Annotated in this window: 15 protein-coding genes; 11 read left to right on the forward strand and 4 right to left on the reverse strand. The window is 57.5% G+C overall.

All coding sequences use genetic code 11. The features are described from left to right. The first annotated feature begins 218 nt into the window (after nt 1–218). The 3 genes from rfaD to rfaC are packed head-to-tail and all read left to right on the forward strand — an operon-like array spanning nt 219 to nt 3,186. Nucleotides 219–1,151 (forward strand): ADP-glyceromanno-heptose 6-epimerase, encoded by a 933-nt coding sequence (gene rfaD, locus C1N84_RS18335; RefSeq protein WP_021507062.1) that lies wholly within the window; start codon nt 219–221, stop codon nt 1,149–1,151. Between the two features lie 17 nt (nt 1,152–1,168). Continuing rightward, nucleotides 1,169–2,212: an ADP-heptose--LPS heptosyltransferase RfaF gene (rfaF, locus tag C1N84_RS18340; protein WP_264441812.1), complete on the forward strand. Its 1,044-nt coding sequence runs from the start codon at nt 1,169–1,171 to the stop codon at nt 2,210–2,212. 2 nt (nt 2,213–2,214) lie between these two features. Next, nucleotides 2,215–3,186 (forward strand): lipopolysaccharide heptosyltransferase RfaC, encoded by a 972-nt coding sequence (gene rfaC / locus C1N84_RS18345; RefSeq protein ID WP_059010944.1) that lies wholly within the window; start codon nt 2,215–2,217, stop codon nt 3,184–3,186. Between the two features lie 14 nt (nt 3,187–3,200). Here rfaC and C1N84_RS18350 read toward each other — a convergent pair whose 3' ends face one another. Then, nucleotides 3,201–4,166 carry a polysaccharide deacetylase family protein gene (locus C1N84_RS18350; RefSeq protein WP_127833500.1) on the reverse strand — a complete coding sequence of 322 codons (966 nt, stop codon included), beginning with the start codon at nt 4,164–4,166 and terminating at the stop codon, nt 3,201–3,203. A 314-nt stretch (nt 4,167–4,480) separates the two neighbouring features. Between C1N84_RS18350 and C1N84_RS18355 the strand changes: the two genes are divergently transcribed. The 8 genes from C1N84_RS18355 to coaD all read left to right on the forward strand — a co-directional run bounded on the left by C1N84_RS18355 (nt 4,481) and on the right by coaD (nt 12,650). Next, nucleotides 4,481–5,605 (forward strand): glycosyltransferase, encoded by a 1,125-nt coding sequence (locus C1N84_RS18355; protein WP_021507066.1) that lies wholly within the window; start codon nt 4,481–4,483, stop codon nt 5,603–5,605. Between the two features lie 43 nt (nt 5,606–5,648). Next, a complete protein-coding gene (locus C1N84_RS18360; protein WP_059010939.1) occupies nt 5,649–6,770 on the forward strand; it encodes a glycosyltransferase family 9 protein in 1,122 nt (373 codons plus the stop codon). 31 nt (nt 6,771–6,801) lie between these two features. After that, complete coding sequence (locus C1N84_RS18365) at nt 6,802–7,752, forward strand: glycosyltransferase (protein ID WP_264443790.1); 951 nt, start codon at nt 6,802–6,804, stop codon at nt 7,750–7,752. 73 nt (nt 7,753–7,825) lie between these two features. Beyond that, nucleotides 7,826–8,902: a putative lipopolysaccharide heptosyltransferase III gene (rfaQ, locus tag C1N84_RS18370; RefSeq protein ID WP_264441813.1), complete on the forward strand. Its 1,077-nt coding sequence runs from the start codon at nt 7,826–7,828 to the stop codon at nt 8,900–8,902. After that, nucleotides 8,895–10,028: a glycosyltransferase family 4 protein gene (locus C1N84_RS18375; protein ID WP_166712397.1), complete on the forward strand. Its 1,134-nt coding sequence runs from the start codon at nt 8,895–8,897 to the stop codon at nt 10,026–10,028. The genes rfaQ and C1N84_RS18375 overlap by 8 nt, the downstream gene beginning before the upstream one ends. Before the next feature lie 85 nt (nt 10,029–10,113). After that, nucleotides 10,114–11,388, forward strand: a complete 1,275-nt coding sequence (gene waaA, locus C1N84_RS18380; RefSeq protein ID WP_021507071.1) for a lipid IV(A) 3-deoxy-D-manno-octulosonic acid transferase — start codon at nt 10,114–10,116, stop codon at nt 11,386–11,388. Nucleotides 11,389–11,391: 3 nt separating this feature from the next. Beyond that, nucleotides 11,392–12,168, forward strand: coding sequence for a glycosyltransferase family 2 protein (locus C1N84_RS18385; protein WP_010616498.1), 777 nt, complete (start codon nt 11,392–11,394; stop codon nt 12,166–12,168). Then, nucleotides 12,165–12,650, forward strand: a complete 486-nt coding sequence (gene coaD / locus C1N84_RS18390) for a pantetheine-phosphate adenylyltransferase (RefSeq protein ID WP_021507073.1) — start codon at nt 12,165–12,167, stop codon at nt 12,648–12,650. Before C1N84_RS18385 ends, coaD begins: the two co-directional genes overlap by 4 nt. Here the strand turns inward: coaD and mutM are convergent, their stop codons facing one another. The 3 genes from mutM to rpmB form a co-directional block, all read right to left on the reverse strand. Continuing rightward, complete coding sequence (mutM, locus tag C1N84_RS18395) at nt 12,651–13,460, reverse strand: bifunctional DNA-formamidopyrimidine glycosylase/DNA-(apurinic or apyrimidinic site) lyase (RefSeq protein WP_264441814.1); 810 nt, start codon at nt 13,458–13,460, stop codon at nt 12,651–12,653. Nucleotides 13,461–13,530: 70 nt separating this feature from the next. Continuing rightward, a complete protein-coding gene (gene rpmG, locus C1N84_RS18400; RefSeq protein ID WP_001051798.1) occupies nt 13,531–13,698 on the reverse strand; it encodes a 50S ribosomal protein L33 in 168 nt (55 codons plus the stop codon). Between the two features lie 11 nt (nt 13,699–13,709). After that, the gene (rpmB, locus tag C1N84_RS18405) at nt 13,710–13,946 is read right to left on the reverse strand and encodes a 50S ribosomal protein L28 (protein ID WP_010616494.1); all 237 of its coding nucleotides are present in this window, start codon (nt 13,944–13,946) and stop codon (nt 13,710–13,712) included. Between the last annotated feature and the right edge of the window lie 63 nt (nt 13,947–14,009).

Raw genomic sequence — 14,009 nt, forward strand, 5'->3', positions numbered from 1 at the left:
AGATAGCAAAATTTTGGCACATATTACTGATCGAAAAGCGAATGGACGACAATTCAGCCAGGGAAATCTCCGTTTTGCAGCATAGTTCACGCGGCGCGCAGGATTTGTGCAGCGCGATCGGCGTCATCTGGCTGTCCGCATCGGGCTGAAATGTTATGATGTTAGGTATTCGTGCGTGAAACCTCCTGTTTCACCCCAACTGTTTAAAGGCAAAGCATATGATTATCGTAACCGGCGGCGCGGGCATGATTGGCAGCAACATTGTGAAAGCGCTCAACGATCGCGGTCATACCGATATCCTGGTGGTGGATAATCTGAAAGATGGCACCAAATTCGTGAATCTCGCGGATCTGGACATCGCGGATTACATGGATAAAGAGGAGTTCCTCACCTACATCATGTCGGGTGAAGATCTGGGTCCGATTGAAGCGGTGTTCCATGAAGGTGCCTGTTCAGCCACCACCGAGTGGGACGGTAAGTACATGATGGACAACAACTATCAGTACTCAAAAGATCTGCTGCACTTCTGCCTCGAACGTGAAATTCCGTTCCTGTATGCCTCATCGGCCGCCACCTACGGCGGGCGTAACGAGAACTTCATTGAAGAGCGCCAGTACGAGCAGCCGCTTAACGTGTACGGCTACTCAAAAATGCTGTTCGACCACTATGTCCGCCAGATTCTGCCGGAAGCAGATTCGCCAGTGTGCGGCTTCCGCTATTTCAACGTGTACGGGCCGCGTGAAGGCCATAAAGGCAGCATGGCGAGCGTCGCGTTCCACCTCAATACGCAGATCAGCAACGGTGAAAATCCTAAGCTGTTCGAGGGCAGTGACAGCTTCCGTCGTGACTTCATCCACGTTGATGATGTAGTGGCAGTAAATCTGTGGTGCTGGGAAAACGGCGTATCCGGCATCTATAACTGTGGTACCGGCCGCGCCGAATCTTTCCAGGAAGTGGCGGATGCGGTGCTGAAGTTCCACCAGCAAGGCCAGATCGAATACATCCCGTTCCCGGACAAACTGAAAGGGCGCTACCAGGCCTTTACGCAGGCGGATCTCAGCAAACTGCGCGCCGCGGGCTATGACAAACCGTTTAAAACCGTTGCGCAGGGCGTGGGCGAATATATGGCCTGGCTGAACCGTCACGCATAAGGAAACCGGCACCGGCGATGAAAATTCTGGTTATTGGCCCCTCCTGGGTCGGCGATATGATGATGTCGCAAAGTCTCTATCGCACGCTGAAACAGGCGCACCCTGAGGCGGTAATTGATGTGATGGCGCCGGCCTGGTGCCGGCCGCTGCTGTCACGCATGCCGGAAGTGAATCAGGCGCTGGCGATGCCGCTTGGCCACGGTGCGCTGGCGCTGGGTGAGCGCCGTCGCCTGGGCAAAGCGCTGCGGGCCAGCGGTTACGATCGCGCCTATGTGCTGCCAAACTCGTTTAAATCGGCGCTGGTGCCGTTTTTTGCCGGCATTAAACGCCGCATCGGCTGGCGCGGTGAAATGCGCTATGGCGTGCTGAATGACGTGCGGGTGCTGGACAAAGCCGCGTTTCCCTTAATGGTGGAGCGCTATGTGGCGCTGGGCTATGACCAGCCGGTTGCGGCGGCAGCACAGTTGCCGCAGCCGCTGTTGTGGCCGCAGCTGCGCGTCGACGACGATGAAAAACGCATGACCGCGGCGCAGTTTGCGCTGTCGGCCGATCGCCCGGCCATCGGCTTCTGCCCCGGTGCCGAATTTGGTCCCGCGAAGCGCTGGCCACACTATCACTACGCCGCGCTGGCGGCACAGCTGATTGCTGAAGGCTATCAGGTGCTGCTGTTCGGCTCGGCTAAAGATCGGGAAACCGGCGAGGCGATCCTGCAGGCGCTGCCGGACACGGCACGCGCGCACTGCCGCAATCTGGCGGGCGAAACGCAGCTGGAGCAGGCGGTGATTCTGATCGCCCACTGTGCTGCGGTCGTCAGCAATGATTCCGGACTGATGCACATTGCCGCCGCGCTCAACCGGCCGCTGGTGGCGCTGTATGGCCCGAGCAGCCCGGATTTCACGCCGCCGCTGTCCCATCAGGCGCACATCATTCGCCTGATTACCGGCTACCACAAAGTGCGCAAAGGCGATGCCGCAGAGGGCTATCACCAGAGCCTGATTGATATTCAACCGGCACGCGTGCATCAGGAACTCAATGAGTTACTGTATCCGGTGCAGGAGTAACCATGCACGTTTTGATTGTTAAAACCTCGTCGATGGGTGATGTGCTGCACACGTTGCCGGCGCTGACCGATGCGATGCAGGCGATTCCCGGCATTCGCTTCGACTGGGTGGTGGAAGAGAATTTTGCGCAAATTCCTGGCTGGCATCCGGCCGTCGACAAAGTCCTGCCGGTGGCGATTCGTCGCTGGCGCAAACACTGGTTTGGCAGCCAGCAGCGCGAAGAGCGCGTGCAATTCAAACGCGAGCTGCAGTCACGTCAGTACGACGTGGTGATTGATGCCCAGGGGCTGATTAAAAGCGCCGCGCTGGTGACGCGCCTCGCCAAAGGCATCAAACATGGCCAGGACAGCCGCAGCGCACGCGAACCGTTCGCCAGCTGGTGGTATGACAAGCGTCATGAGATTGGCAAGCAGCAGCACGCCGTGGAACGCACGCGCGAACTGTTCGCGAAAAGTCTGGGCTATGAAAAACCGGCCACGCAGGGCGACTATGCCATTGCCGGTCATTTTCTCGCGGCACAACCGCAGGATAGCCAACCGTACCTGGTGTTTCTGCACGCCACAACGCGCGACAACAAACACTGGCCGGAAGATCACTGGCGCCAGCTCATCGCGCGGGTTCAGCCCACTGGCCTGCGCGTCAGGCTGCCGTGGGGCGCCGAACACGAGCACCAGCGCGCGCAGCGGCTGGCAGCAGGGTTTGATCATGCAGAGGTGTTGCCGAAGCTGACGCTGGAGCAGGTGGCGCAGCAGCTGGCGGGCGCCCGTGCGGTGGTCTCGGTGGATACCGGTTTGAGCCATCTGACCGCCGCGCTGAATCGCCCCAACATCACCCTGTTCGGCCCGACTGACCCGGGACTGATTGGTGGCTATGGCAGGAATCAGCATGCGTTACGGCCCGCGCAGGGCAGCAGCAGCATGGCAGACATTCAGCCTGACGACGTGATGGCCATGCTGGCTGAGATCGCGCTGTAACGCGATTGGGCTGTTTAGCGCTGCTGGTGCTTCAGCTGCGCAAATTCAGTGAGCGTCATGCCCTGCGTCCGGGTCGCCAGCCAGCTGAACAGGCCTTCCAGATCGTCATACAGGCGTTCAATATCAGCCTCCGTTTTAAACGTGGGGCTGCCATCTGGCATAAACTCGGATGAATGCAGCATGAACTCGACGTAGTCATTACCCTGACTGAGCGTCTGTTCTGCCACCTGCTTCATCTGGGCCAGATTGCCGCCCACCGGCCGCAGCCAGTTCACTGACGGTCCGCGCTGCCTGCCGCGGATGCCATTCCACATTTTTTTAAGCTGATTGGTCAGCGTGCCATAGCGATACTGAATGCTCATCGGCAGTTCCAGCAGCGGGCTGTCGCCCGGCCTGGAAATATCCTGTTCATCAAGGAAATAAGCGCGATCGGGGAAATGGCTGTAATCCGTTCCGCCCTGTCCCTGCGGTGCACCCTGCGCATTACGCCAGCTCACGCGCGGCGTAACCGAGCAGTCAACCAGATAGCCCTGATCGATCAGGGCGCGGGCGTACACTTCATTAAATGCCCAGCGGCCGGCGCGGTGGCTGGTCATTTTACGCTGAAAAGCGTTCTCCAGCAGATCGGTCATAAAGGCGACTTTATCGCGCAGGACGTTTTCCGGATATTCGATCAGATAAGGTTGGTAACGCCACTCATCGTCGGTCAGCGCATATTCAGGTGGACTGTACCAGGCATGTAAATGCATACCGATTTCGCCCTGACCGCGCGCCAGCAGATCGCGCCCGAACTCGACATAAGCCGGGTCACTGGCCATCTCATAGTTGGTCAGCCAGGTCGGTTTAAAAGCGTATTTCTCACACAGCGCCTGGAAGCGCGGTAAAAACCGGACGTTATGGGTAGTGACCTTGCCGCTGCGATTGCGCCACAGGTTATCCCCTTCGGTATCAAGGGTAATTAAAAAGGCAGGTTTTTCCATAACTTATCCGGTGAATTACAGTGTTATAATCGCTATGGTACGCAACGCTCCTGACGGGCGCAAACTTTTCCCATGCGGGTTCGAGGGGAAGTCGATAGCGGTATAAGATTAGTTAAACTAGAATAATTTAAACTCTTCACTGGCCTGAATTTTATCAATTAACCGAGCGCACGTTCGTGTAAAATTACCTGGCCATAAAAATAATTAATTGAATTTTCTTATATTAAGTCCTGATAGCACCGGGAATGATAGCAGCTAAGTCTTTACAGCAGACTGGCATGTAGGGGTAAAAAATTTTGTCGAAACGCATTTTAATGGTGATTGATGGCCTGCCGGGCGGCGGCGCCGAAAAAGTCGTACTGACTCTGGCGGGGGGCTTCCTCAGTCAGGGACACCAGGTTTCGATCTTCTCATTGCGGAAGGTATGTGATTACCCTATTCCGGCTGGCGTGGATTACCAGGTGATTCTTGATCGCTGTAACCACCCGTGGCGCAAGCTGACAGAAACATGGCGCCGCGCGCGCCTGCTGGATCGTGCGGTGCGCGACAGTGAAGCGCGGCACGGCAAATTTGATCTGATCCTCTCTCATCTGCATAAAACTGACCGCATTGTCAGGCAAACGCCGGCGCTCGATGGAGACAGGACCTGGTTCTGTCTGCACGGCGTGTTTTCTGCTTCGTATCTGGCACGTAAAACCGGCTTCTCGCTGTGGCTGAAGCGGCTGAAAATCCGTCACGTTTATCAGGATCGCCAAATCGTTGGGGTTTCGCAGTACGTCATCGACGATATGGTGCAAAACATTGGCGTACAGCCCCGCCAGGCCAAAGTGATCGCCAATCCTTTTGATTTTGACAGCCTCGCCCGACTGGCGGCAGAACCCTGCCCGTTGGCCGGCACCGATTTCCTGGTGCACGTGGGACGCTTCCATGAAACCAAACGCCATGACCGCCTGCTCGAAGCCTATGCCCTGAGTGGCATCACCGCGCCGCTGGTTTTGCTGGGACAGGGAAGCGAAAAAATAACGCAAAAATTGCGTGAGCAGGCGCAGAATTCAGGCATTGCAGAGCGCGTGCGCTTCGAAGGTTTTCAGCGCAATCCTTATCCCTGGATACGGCACGCGCGCCTGCTGGTGGTCAGCTCCGACAGTGAAGGTTTTGGTAATGTGCTGGTCGAAGCCCTGAGCTGCGGCACCGCGGTGGTCAGTACGCGCTGTCCGGGCGGTCCTGTTTCGATCCTCACCGGCGAACTGTCACGCGGTCTGGCAGAGATGAATGCAACATCGCTGGCAGAAAAAATGCGAGAAATTTATACAACTCCCCCCAGGTTGCAACATCTGGACTTAAGCATTTATAGTTTGAGCGTTGTTTGCCAGCAATACCTGCAGCTTATTCAGGTGGCGGAGACGTCATTTTCAACCACGCAGCACGTTTCAGGTTAACAGGTCCCCCATGACGGTGTGACCGAATCATGGGGATGACTACTTGACGTACGTACTACTGTTTATTCTTTTTTCGCCGGTCAAATGGGTGATGAAGTTTGTTCATGGCCGCACCGGTAAAAATCTGGTGATACAGACCGCTAAAATTGGCGACTATATTAATATCACGCCGTTATTATCCCACTTGGGAAAAAGCGATGCCCTGCTGAGCTATAGTGTCGCCCCGCTGGCTGAACGTGACGCCACGCTGGAGCACATCTGGTATATCGAAGATCACCGCTCCGGTTTGATGAAAAAAATAAAACTGGTGTGGCAGCTGCTCAATCGCTACGACAATATTTATTTGCTGCATCCCACCAATCTCAATTTATTTATTGCCGCCTGCTGCAATGCCAGCAACAAACAATTTCTTTCCAGCTATCGGCGCAAAGGCTATCAGGGCCTGTTTTATTTAACGGCCAGCGGCGTGGTTTATCACGAGAAAAATACCTTAACGCTGGAAAATTACCTGAAACTGGCCGATCGCTCTTTTACCAAAGAGAGTTATCCCAAACATGCCACTCTGCCACTGTGGCAACCGGAAACCCTGCCCGCGGAAATTACGCAGGCGCCGGGCATCCGCATTGGTATTAGCGTGACGGCAGGGAATCAGGCCAAAACCATTCCGCCGTTAATCTGGTGTCGGCTTTTCGACCACCTGAACGATCTCCCCTGCACTTTTTTTGCTTTCGGCGCACCGAATGAACAATCACGCGTTCAGGAGTTGTTTAAAGTTGCCGGTCAGCGAAACAATCTGGTGAGTCTGGTAGGTAAAATTCCGCTCGAGGCGCTGCCTGCCGCCATTAACGAGATGGATTTCTATATCGCCTCGGATTCCGGCAATGTGTATATTGCCGACGCGCAACAGGTACCGGTGATTTTAATTTATGGTCCCTGCTGCGTAGAGGAGCAAAGGCCGCTGGGTGACGTGCTCTTAATTGGCCCGAACCACATCGCGCCCTCCTCGTTTGTGTTCGCTGCGCAATACAAATTTGCCCATCCGGTTGAACAGCTGTTCGAGCTGGATGAACGCAAGCTAAATGATATCCATGATTTTATCCGCACCCGGCAGCAGCAGCGCCTGGCGCGACGGAACAACGAAGAACATGACAGCGCAGCCCGATAGCTCATCCCCGCTACTCAGTCTCATTATCCCGATGTTTAACGCTGGTGCTGATTTTACTGGCTGTATCAATGCATTGCTGGCGCAAACCCTGACGTCGCTGGAGATCATCATTGTTGACGATGGCTCCACCGACGGTTCCGGCGAGCGCGCCGACGCGCTGGCGCAGCAGTACCAGCATATTCAGGTGATTCATCAGCCGAACGGTGGCGTGTCGCGTGCGCGTAATGCCGGGCTGGCCGTGGCGCGGGGTAAATACGTCAGCTTTCCCGACGCCGACGACACCATGGACCCGGCGATGTACCAGACGCTGGTCGACATGGCGGAGCGCGATCGGCTGGACGCTGCGCAGTGCAACGCCGAGTGGTTTTTCAAGGCCAGCCAGACCATTAAGCCGATGATTCCGCGGGATCGCCTCACCAGCACCGGCGTATTAAGCGGGCCGGAGTGGCTCGACAAGGCGCTGAAAACCCGGCGTTACCTGCACGTCGTGTGGCTCGGTATCTACCGCCGTGAGCTGATCGAACAGCTTAATCTGCAGTTTGAACCCGGTCTGCATCATCAGGACATCCCGTGGACCACCGAGTTCATGCTCAACGTTAAGCGCGTGCGCTACACCGATCGGGTGCTGTATCGCTACTACATGCACGATGCGTCGATCAGCAACCGCAAGCGTACCGGCCAGCATAACGTCGACTATCAGCGTCACTACCTGAAAATCGCGCGCATGCTGGAAGAGATTAATACGCGCTATCGTCACAAGGTGAAGATTTACCCGAGCTTCCACGCGCAGATTACCCGCGAAGCGCTCAGCGTGTGCCACGCTATCCGGCGCGAACCGGACGCCGCAGCGCGCCAGGCAATGATCGCCGATCTGTTTAGCAGCAAGACGCACAAACGCATGTTGCGCAATGCGCGCGGCGCGCGTCAGTGGTATCAGCTGCTGCTGTGGCTGAGCCGCATTTATCGCTGGCGCAATAAATAAGCGCCCGCCGCGGCTTTAACCCCTCCAGGGTTTGCCCTACAATCAGCTCACTGAATTTTGAGATGATTTGAGTATGGCAAGCCCGATTCCAGCCCACTTTGCACCGCAAAATATTTTGCTGATAAAGCTGCGTCATCATGGCGATATGCTGCTGACCACGCCTGCCATCAATGCGCTGCGCCAGCGCTATCCGCAGGCCAACATTGATGTGCTGCTGTACAAAGAGACGCGCCCGATGCTGGAAGCGCATCCGGCGATCCGTCAGCTGCATATCATCGATCGCAACTGGAAAAAGGAAGGCGGCTGGCAGAAGTTTCGCCATGAGGTGGCGCTGGTGCGGTCGGTGCGCGCCTGCCATTACGATGTGGTGATTAATCTGGCCGACCAGTGGCGCAGCGCCATTATTACCGGCCTGTCCGGTGCGCCGGTGCGCATTGGCTTTGCGTACCGCAAGCGCGACAACGCGTTCTGGCGCTGGTGCCATAACCAGCTGGTTTCCACCGACCGTCACCATCAGCTGCATACCGTGGAACAAAACATGACGGCGCTGCAGCCGCTCGGCATTCCCACCGCCGGGGCGACAGCCTCCATGCATTTCAGCGCCGCCGACCAGCAAAAAGTGCAGGACGTCCTCGCTCAGCAGTCGATTACCGGCCCGTTTGTGGTGCTGCAGCCCACCTCGCGCTGGGTTTTTAAGTGCTGGGAAGATGAAAAGGTGGCGCAGCTGATTGATGCGCTGGCCGCTGATGGTCGCAGCGTGGTGCTGACCGCCGCGCCCGATCAGAAAGAGCTGGCGATGATCGCCCATATCCAGTCGCTGTGCCGCACGCCGAACGTGGTGTCGCTGGCAGGCCAGCTCTCGCTGCCGCAGCTGGCGGCGCTGATCGACGCCGCACAGCTGTTTATTGGCGTCGATTCCGCACCAATGCACATGGCCGCGGCGCTGCAGACGCCGTGCCTGGCGCTGTTCGGCCCGACCAAGCTGCAGCACTGGCGCCCGTGGGGCGACAATAACCGCGTTATCTGGGCGGGCGACTATGCGCCGCTGCCGTCACCGGATTCGATCAATACCAATACCGAGCAGCGCTATCTGTCTGCCATCCCGGTTGAGGATGTGCTTGCCGCCGCCAGGAGCCTTTTGCATGACTAAGTTACGGCTGGCGATTGTCCGGCAGAAATACCGGCCGGACGGCGGTGCCGAGCGCTTTATCTCACGCGCGCTGGAAGCGCTGGACAGCGAGCAGCTCGATCTCAACATCATTACCCGCAGCTGGCAGGGCACGCCGAACCCGGCCTGGCACCTGCACATCTGCAATCCGGCAAAATTCGGCCGCATTTCGCGTGAACGCGGCTTTGCCCGCGCGGCGCGCGCCTGCTGGGAGCGGGAAAAGTTCGATATCGTACAGAGCCACGAGCGCATCGCCGGCTGCGATATTTTCCGCGCCGGCGACGGTGTGCATCGCGTATGGCTGGAGCAGCGCGCGCGCATTGTTTCGCCGTGGCAGCGGCTGAGCGCCAGCCTGAGCCCGTACCATCGCTATGTGCTGCAGGCGGAAGCGGAGATGTTCAACGCGCCCTCGCTGAAAGCGGTAATCTGTAATTCACACATGGTGAAGCAGGATATTTTGCGTCACTTCGCGCTGGATGCCAGCAAAATCCATGTGATTCACAACGCCATTGATAGCCAGCGTTTTCAGCCTGCCAGCGATACGCTGCGTCACGCCGCGCGTCAGCGACTCAACCTGCCGCAGGACGCCACGGTGATGATCTACGTCGGCTCCGGCTTCGAACGCAAAGGGCTAAAGGCCGCTATTGAAGCGGTCGCTAATAGCGATCGCTACCTGGTGGTGGTCGGCCAGGACAAACAGCTGGCGCGCTATCAGCAGCTGGCGAACCAGCTTAACTGTCTTGACCGCCTGCGCTTTGCGGGCGTGCAGCAGGACGTTCAGCCGTTTTATCATGCTGCCGATGCGCTGCTGTTGCCAACGCTGTACGATCCGTTCCCCAATGTGGTGCTGGAAGCGATGGCCTGCGGGCTGGCAATCATTACCAGCACCGGCTGCGGCGGCGCAGAATTTATCACCAACGGTGAACAGGGTTTTGTCTGCGATGCGTTGGATATCAAAGCGTTAAACGAAGCGGTAATCGCAACGCCCGCACTTTCGCACAATCCGGCGCTGGGCGAAGCCGCACGTCGCAAAATTGAACCTTATGGTCCGCAAAGACTGGCGCAGGCGCTGACCTCGCTTTATCAGCACGTCCTGCAAACCCGTTGACGAAGTGGTATGAGCAGGCAGTCAGTTTCTGTTAACATGCCGCCTTTACTGTGTTTTTTGACGCGAACTGGTCGTAACCTTAACTATGACGACTCTCTATACAGCCCTGCTTTATCTGATTCAGCCACTGATCTGGCTGCGCCTGTGGCTGCGCGGTCGAAAAGCACCGGCCTATCGCAAACGCTGGGCGGAGCGCTACGGCTACTGCAGCGGTAAAGTGGCGCCGCACGGCATCGTGCTGCACTCGGTTTCGGTCGGTGAAACGCTCGCCGCCGTGCCGCTGGTGCGCGCGTTGCGTCATCGCTATCCGACGCTGCCCATTACCGTGACCACCATGACGCCCACCGGCTCCGAGCGTGCTCAGTCGGCGTTTGGCAAAGACGTGCACCACGTCTATCTGCCGTACGATTTGCCCGGCTCAATTAACCGTTTCCTCGATACCGTCGACCCGCGGCTGGTGATTATCATGGAAACCGAGCTGTGGCCGAACATTATTCGCATTCTGCATCAGCGCCAGATTCCGCTGGTGATTGCCAATGCGCGCCTGTCTGAACGCTCCGCCAGAGGTTATAAAAAGCTCGGCGGTTTCATGCGTGACCTGCTGCAGCGCATTACGCTGATCGCCGCGCAGAACGTTGAGGACGGCGATCGTTTCCTCAGCCTTGGCCTGAAGCGCTCGCACCTGGCCGTGACCGGCAGTCTTAAGTTTGATATCTCCGTTACGCCGGAGCTGGCGGCACGCGCGGTGACACTGCGCCGCCAGTGGGCATCGCGCCGGCCGGTGTGGATCGCCACCAGCACGCACGAAGGCGAAGAGGCCATCGTGCTCGACGCCCATCGCCGCCTGCTGCAACAGTTCCCGGATCTGCTGCTGATTCTGGTGCCGCGCCATCCGGAACGCTTTAAAGATGCCTGCAATCTGACGCAAAAACGCGGCTTCAGCTTTACCCTGCGCAGCAGCGGCGAGATCCCCTCCAGCGCCACGCAGGTGGTGATTGGCGATACCATGGGCGAACTGATGCTGCTGTACGGCATCGCCGATCTGGCCTTTGTTGGCGGCAGCCTGGTGGAGCGCGGCGGCCACAATCCGCTCGAGCCCGCTGCACATGCCATTCCGGTGCTGATGGGCCCGCACATCTGGAACTTCAAAGATATCTGCGCCCGTCTGCAACAGGCGGAAGGGCTGATCACCGTTACTGATGTGGTGTCGCTGGAAAAAGAAGTGGCGAACCTGCTGCAGGATGACGATTATCGCCGCTACTACGGCCGCCACGCGGTAGACGTGCTGCACCAGAATCAGGGCGCACTGCAGCGTCTGCTACAGTTACTCGAACCGCATCTGCCTCCACGAGCTCATTAACGCATGTCGCAACGCCAACGTCTTTCCGTGGTGATGATCGCCAAAAACGAAGCTGAACTCCTTCCGGAGGCGCTGGCTTCCGTCAGCTGGGCAGATGAAATCATTCTGCTGGATTCGGGCAGCAGCGATGCGACCATCGAGGTGGCACGCGCGCACGGTGCGCAGGTCTATCAGGCAGACGGCTGGGCCGGCTTTGGTAAGCAGCGTCAGCGCGCCCAGGCCTTTGCCAGCGGCGATATGATTCTGATGCTGGATGCCGATGAACGGGTTACGCCAGAGCTGCGCCGCGCCATTGAGCAGGTGCTGACACAGCCGCCCAGCGATAAGGTTTACAGCCTCGGGCGCAGTAATCTGTTTCTCGGCCGCTTTATGCGCCACAGCGGCTGGTATCCCGACCGCGTGCTGCGCCTCTATCCGCGCCATCTGCGCTATAACGACAATCTGGTGCACGAATCGCTCGAGACGCAGGGCACGCCGGTGGTGGCGCTGCCGGGTGATTTGCAGCACCTGACCTGCCGCGATCTGATTGCCTTCCAGCGTAAGCAGATGAACTATGCCGAAGCCTGGGCACAGGAGCGCTTTCAGCGCGGCAAGCGCTGCAGTATTCTCTCTGTTTTCAGCCACACCGCAGGCGCGTTTATTAAGACGCTGCTGCTGCGCGCCGGTTTTCTCGATGGTAAACAGGGCTGGATTCTGGCGGTGGTCAACGCACAATACACCTTTAATAAATACTCGGCGCTCTGGGCGCTGCATCACACCTCAACACAGGGCCGCGTATGAGCACTAAAGCGATTTATCCCGGCACGTTTGACCCGATGACGCTGGGCCATCTGGATATCGTCACGCGCGCAGCGCAGATGTTTGATCGCATCGTGCTGGCGATTGCCGCCAGCCCGAGTAAGAAGCCGCTGTTTAGCCTTGATGAACGTGTCGATCTGGCGCGCCAGGTTACGGCCCATCTGCCAAATGTTGAGGTGGTTGGCTTTAGCGATTTGATGGCGAATTTTGCCCAGGCGCAGAACGCGAACGTGCTGGTGCGCGGTCTGCGTGCGGTATCGGACTTTGAGTATGAGCTGCAGCTGGCGCACATGAACCGTCATCTGCTGCCCACGCTGGAGAGCGTGTTTCTGATGCCTTCCGAAGGCTTCTCGTTTGTCTCATCGTCGCTGGTGAAGGAAGTGGCGCGCCATCAGGGTGATGTGCAGGCATTTCTGCCTGCCGTGGTGCATCAGGCGCTGCTGGCGAAGCTGGCGCAGCCGTAATCAGTGCTGGCAGCGTGGACACCAGAAGGTGCTGCGCTGACCGTGTTTACCGCTGAGGATCGGCGTACCGCAGGCACGACAGGGCTCGCCGGCACGGCCATACACCTGCAGCTGCTGCGCAAAATAACCTGGCTTACCGTCGGTCTGCAGGAAATCACGCAGCGTGGTGCCGCCCTGCTCAATCGAACGCAGCAGTACGGCTTTGATGGTGTTCGCCAGCAGTTCCGCTTCCGCTTCACTCAGGCTCATCGCCGGACGATCGGGTAAGATCCCGGCGGTAAACAGCGATTCGCTGGCATAGATGTTACCCACGCCCACCACCACTTTGTTATCCATCAGCCACTGCTTGATCACCGTGCGTTTGCCGCGCGACTTTTCATACAGATACCCGCCGTTGAAGGCATCGCTCAGCGGTTCCGGACCGAGGTGCGCCAGCACGCTGCTGCCTTCCGGATCGGTAGTCCACAGCCAGGCGCCAAAACGCCGCGGATCGGTATAGCGCAGCACTTTGCCATTGCTCATCACCAAATCAACGTGGTCGTGCTTCGCAGCCGGCAGTTCGCCGGGCAGAACGCGCAGGCTGCCGGACATGCCAAGATGAATGATGATCCAGCCATGCGGCAGCTCCAGCAGCAGATACTTGGCGCGGCGCTGTACGCTGAGCACCGGCTGGTCGCTCAGCGCGTGAATTTCATGGGAAACCGGCCAGCGCAGACGCGGATTGCGCACAATGGCATGCAGAATGGTTTCTCCCACCAGGTGAGGTTCTATACCGCGTCGGCTGGTTTCTACCTCAGGTAATTCAGGCATCTCATCTCCTCAACGTAGCGCAGAAACAAAAAACCCGGCCGGAGCCGGGTTTTTCGCAAGAACACCAAAATTACTTAATTTTGGCTTCTTTGTAGATCACGTGCTGACGTACAACCGGATCGAACTTTTTCAGTTCCAGTTTCTCAGGTTTAGTACGTTTGTTCTTCGTGGTGGTATAGAAGTGACCTGTACCAGCAGAGGAAACCAGCTTGATCTTCTCACGAATACCTTTAGCCATGATTCAGTTCCTTAGTACTTCTCACCACGGGCGCGGATTTCGGCCAGAACCGTATCGATGCCCTTTTTATCAATAACACGCATACCTTTAGCAGATACACGCAGAGTAACGAAGCGCTTCTCGCTCTCAACCCAGAAACGGTGAGAGTGCAGGTTCGGCAGGAAACGGCGTTTCGTCGCGTTCATTGCGTGGGAACGGTTGTTACCGGTCACCGGACGCTTTCCAGTTACCTGGCAGACTCGTGACATTTCTATTCTCCAAAAATCAAATCAGCTCGAGCTTTAAAAACTAGGTTTTGGCCGCCTCGTCAG

This window comes from Pantoea sp. SGAir0418 (genome assembly GCF_043529865.1).

Bases quoted from the DNA above. Each gene is read 5' to 3' on its own strand.
- mutM (WP_264441814.1), bottom strand. From the start codon at position 13,460: ATGCCTGAATTACCTGAGGTAGAAACCAGCCGACGCGGTATAGAACCT.
- C1N84_RS18375 (WP_166712397.1), top strand. From the start codon at position 8,895: ATGACTAAGTTACGGCTGGCGATTGTCCGGCAGAAATACCGGCCGGAC.
- rfaF (WP_264441812.1), top strand. From the start codon at position 1,169: ATGAAAATTCTGGTTATTGGCCCCTCCTGGGTCGGCGATATGATGATG.
- C1N84_RS18355 (WP_021507066.1), top strand. From the start codon at position 4,481: ATGGTGATTGATGGCCTGCCGGGCGGCGGCGCCGAAAAAGTCGTACTG.
- rfaQ (WP_264441813.1), top strand. From the start codon at position 7,826: ATGGCAAGCCCGATTCCAGCCCACTTTGCACCGCAAAATATTTTGCTG.
- rfaD (WP_021507062.1), top strand. From the start codon at position 219: ATGATTATCGTAACCGGCGGCGCGGGCATGATTGGCAGCAACATTGTG.
- coaD (WP_021507073.1), top strand. From the start codon at position 12,165: ATGAGCACTAAAGCGATTTATCCCGGCACGTTTGACCCGATGACGCTG.
- rfaC (WP_059010944.1), top strand. From the start codon at position 2,215: ATGCACGTTTTGATTGTTAAAACCTCGTCGATGGGTGATGTGCTGCAC.
- C1N84_RS18385 (WP_010616498.1), top strand. From the start codon at position 11,392: ATGTCGCAACGCCAACGTCTTTCCGTGGTGATGATCGCCAAAAACGAA.
- C1N84_RS18365 (WP_264443790.1), top strand. From the start codon at position 6,802: ATGTTTAACGCTGGTGCTGATTTTACTGGCTGTATCAATGCATTGCTG.
- waaA (WP_021507071.1), top strand. From the start codon at position 10,114: ATGACGACTCTCTATACAGCCCTGCTTTATCTGATTCAGCCACTGATC.
- rpmB (WP_010616494.1), bottom strand. From the start codon at position 13,946: ATGTCACGAGTCTGCCAGGTAACTGGAAAGCGTCCGGTGACCGGTAAC.
- C1N84_RS18350 (WP_127833500.1), bottom strand. From the start codon at position 4,166: ATGGAAAAACCTGCCTTTTTAATTACCCTTGATACCGAAGGGGATAAC.
- rpmG (WP_001051798.1), bottom strand. From the start codon at position 13,698: ATGGCTAAAGGTATTCGTGAGAAGATCAAGCTGGTTTCCTCTGCTGGT.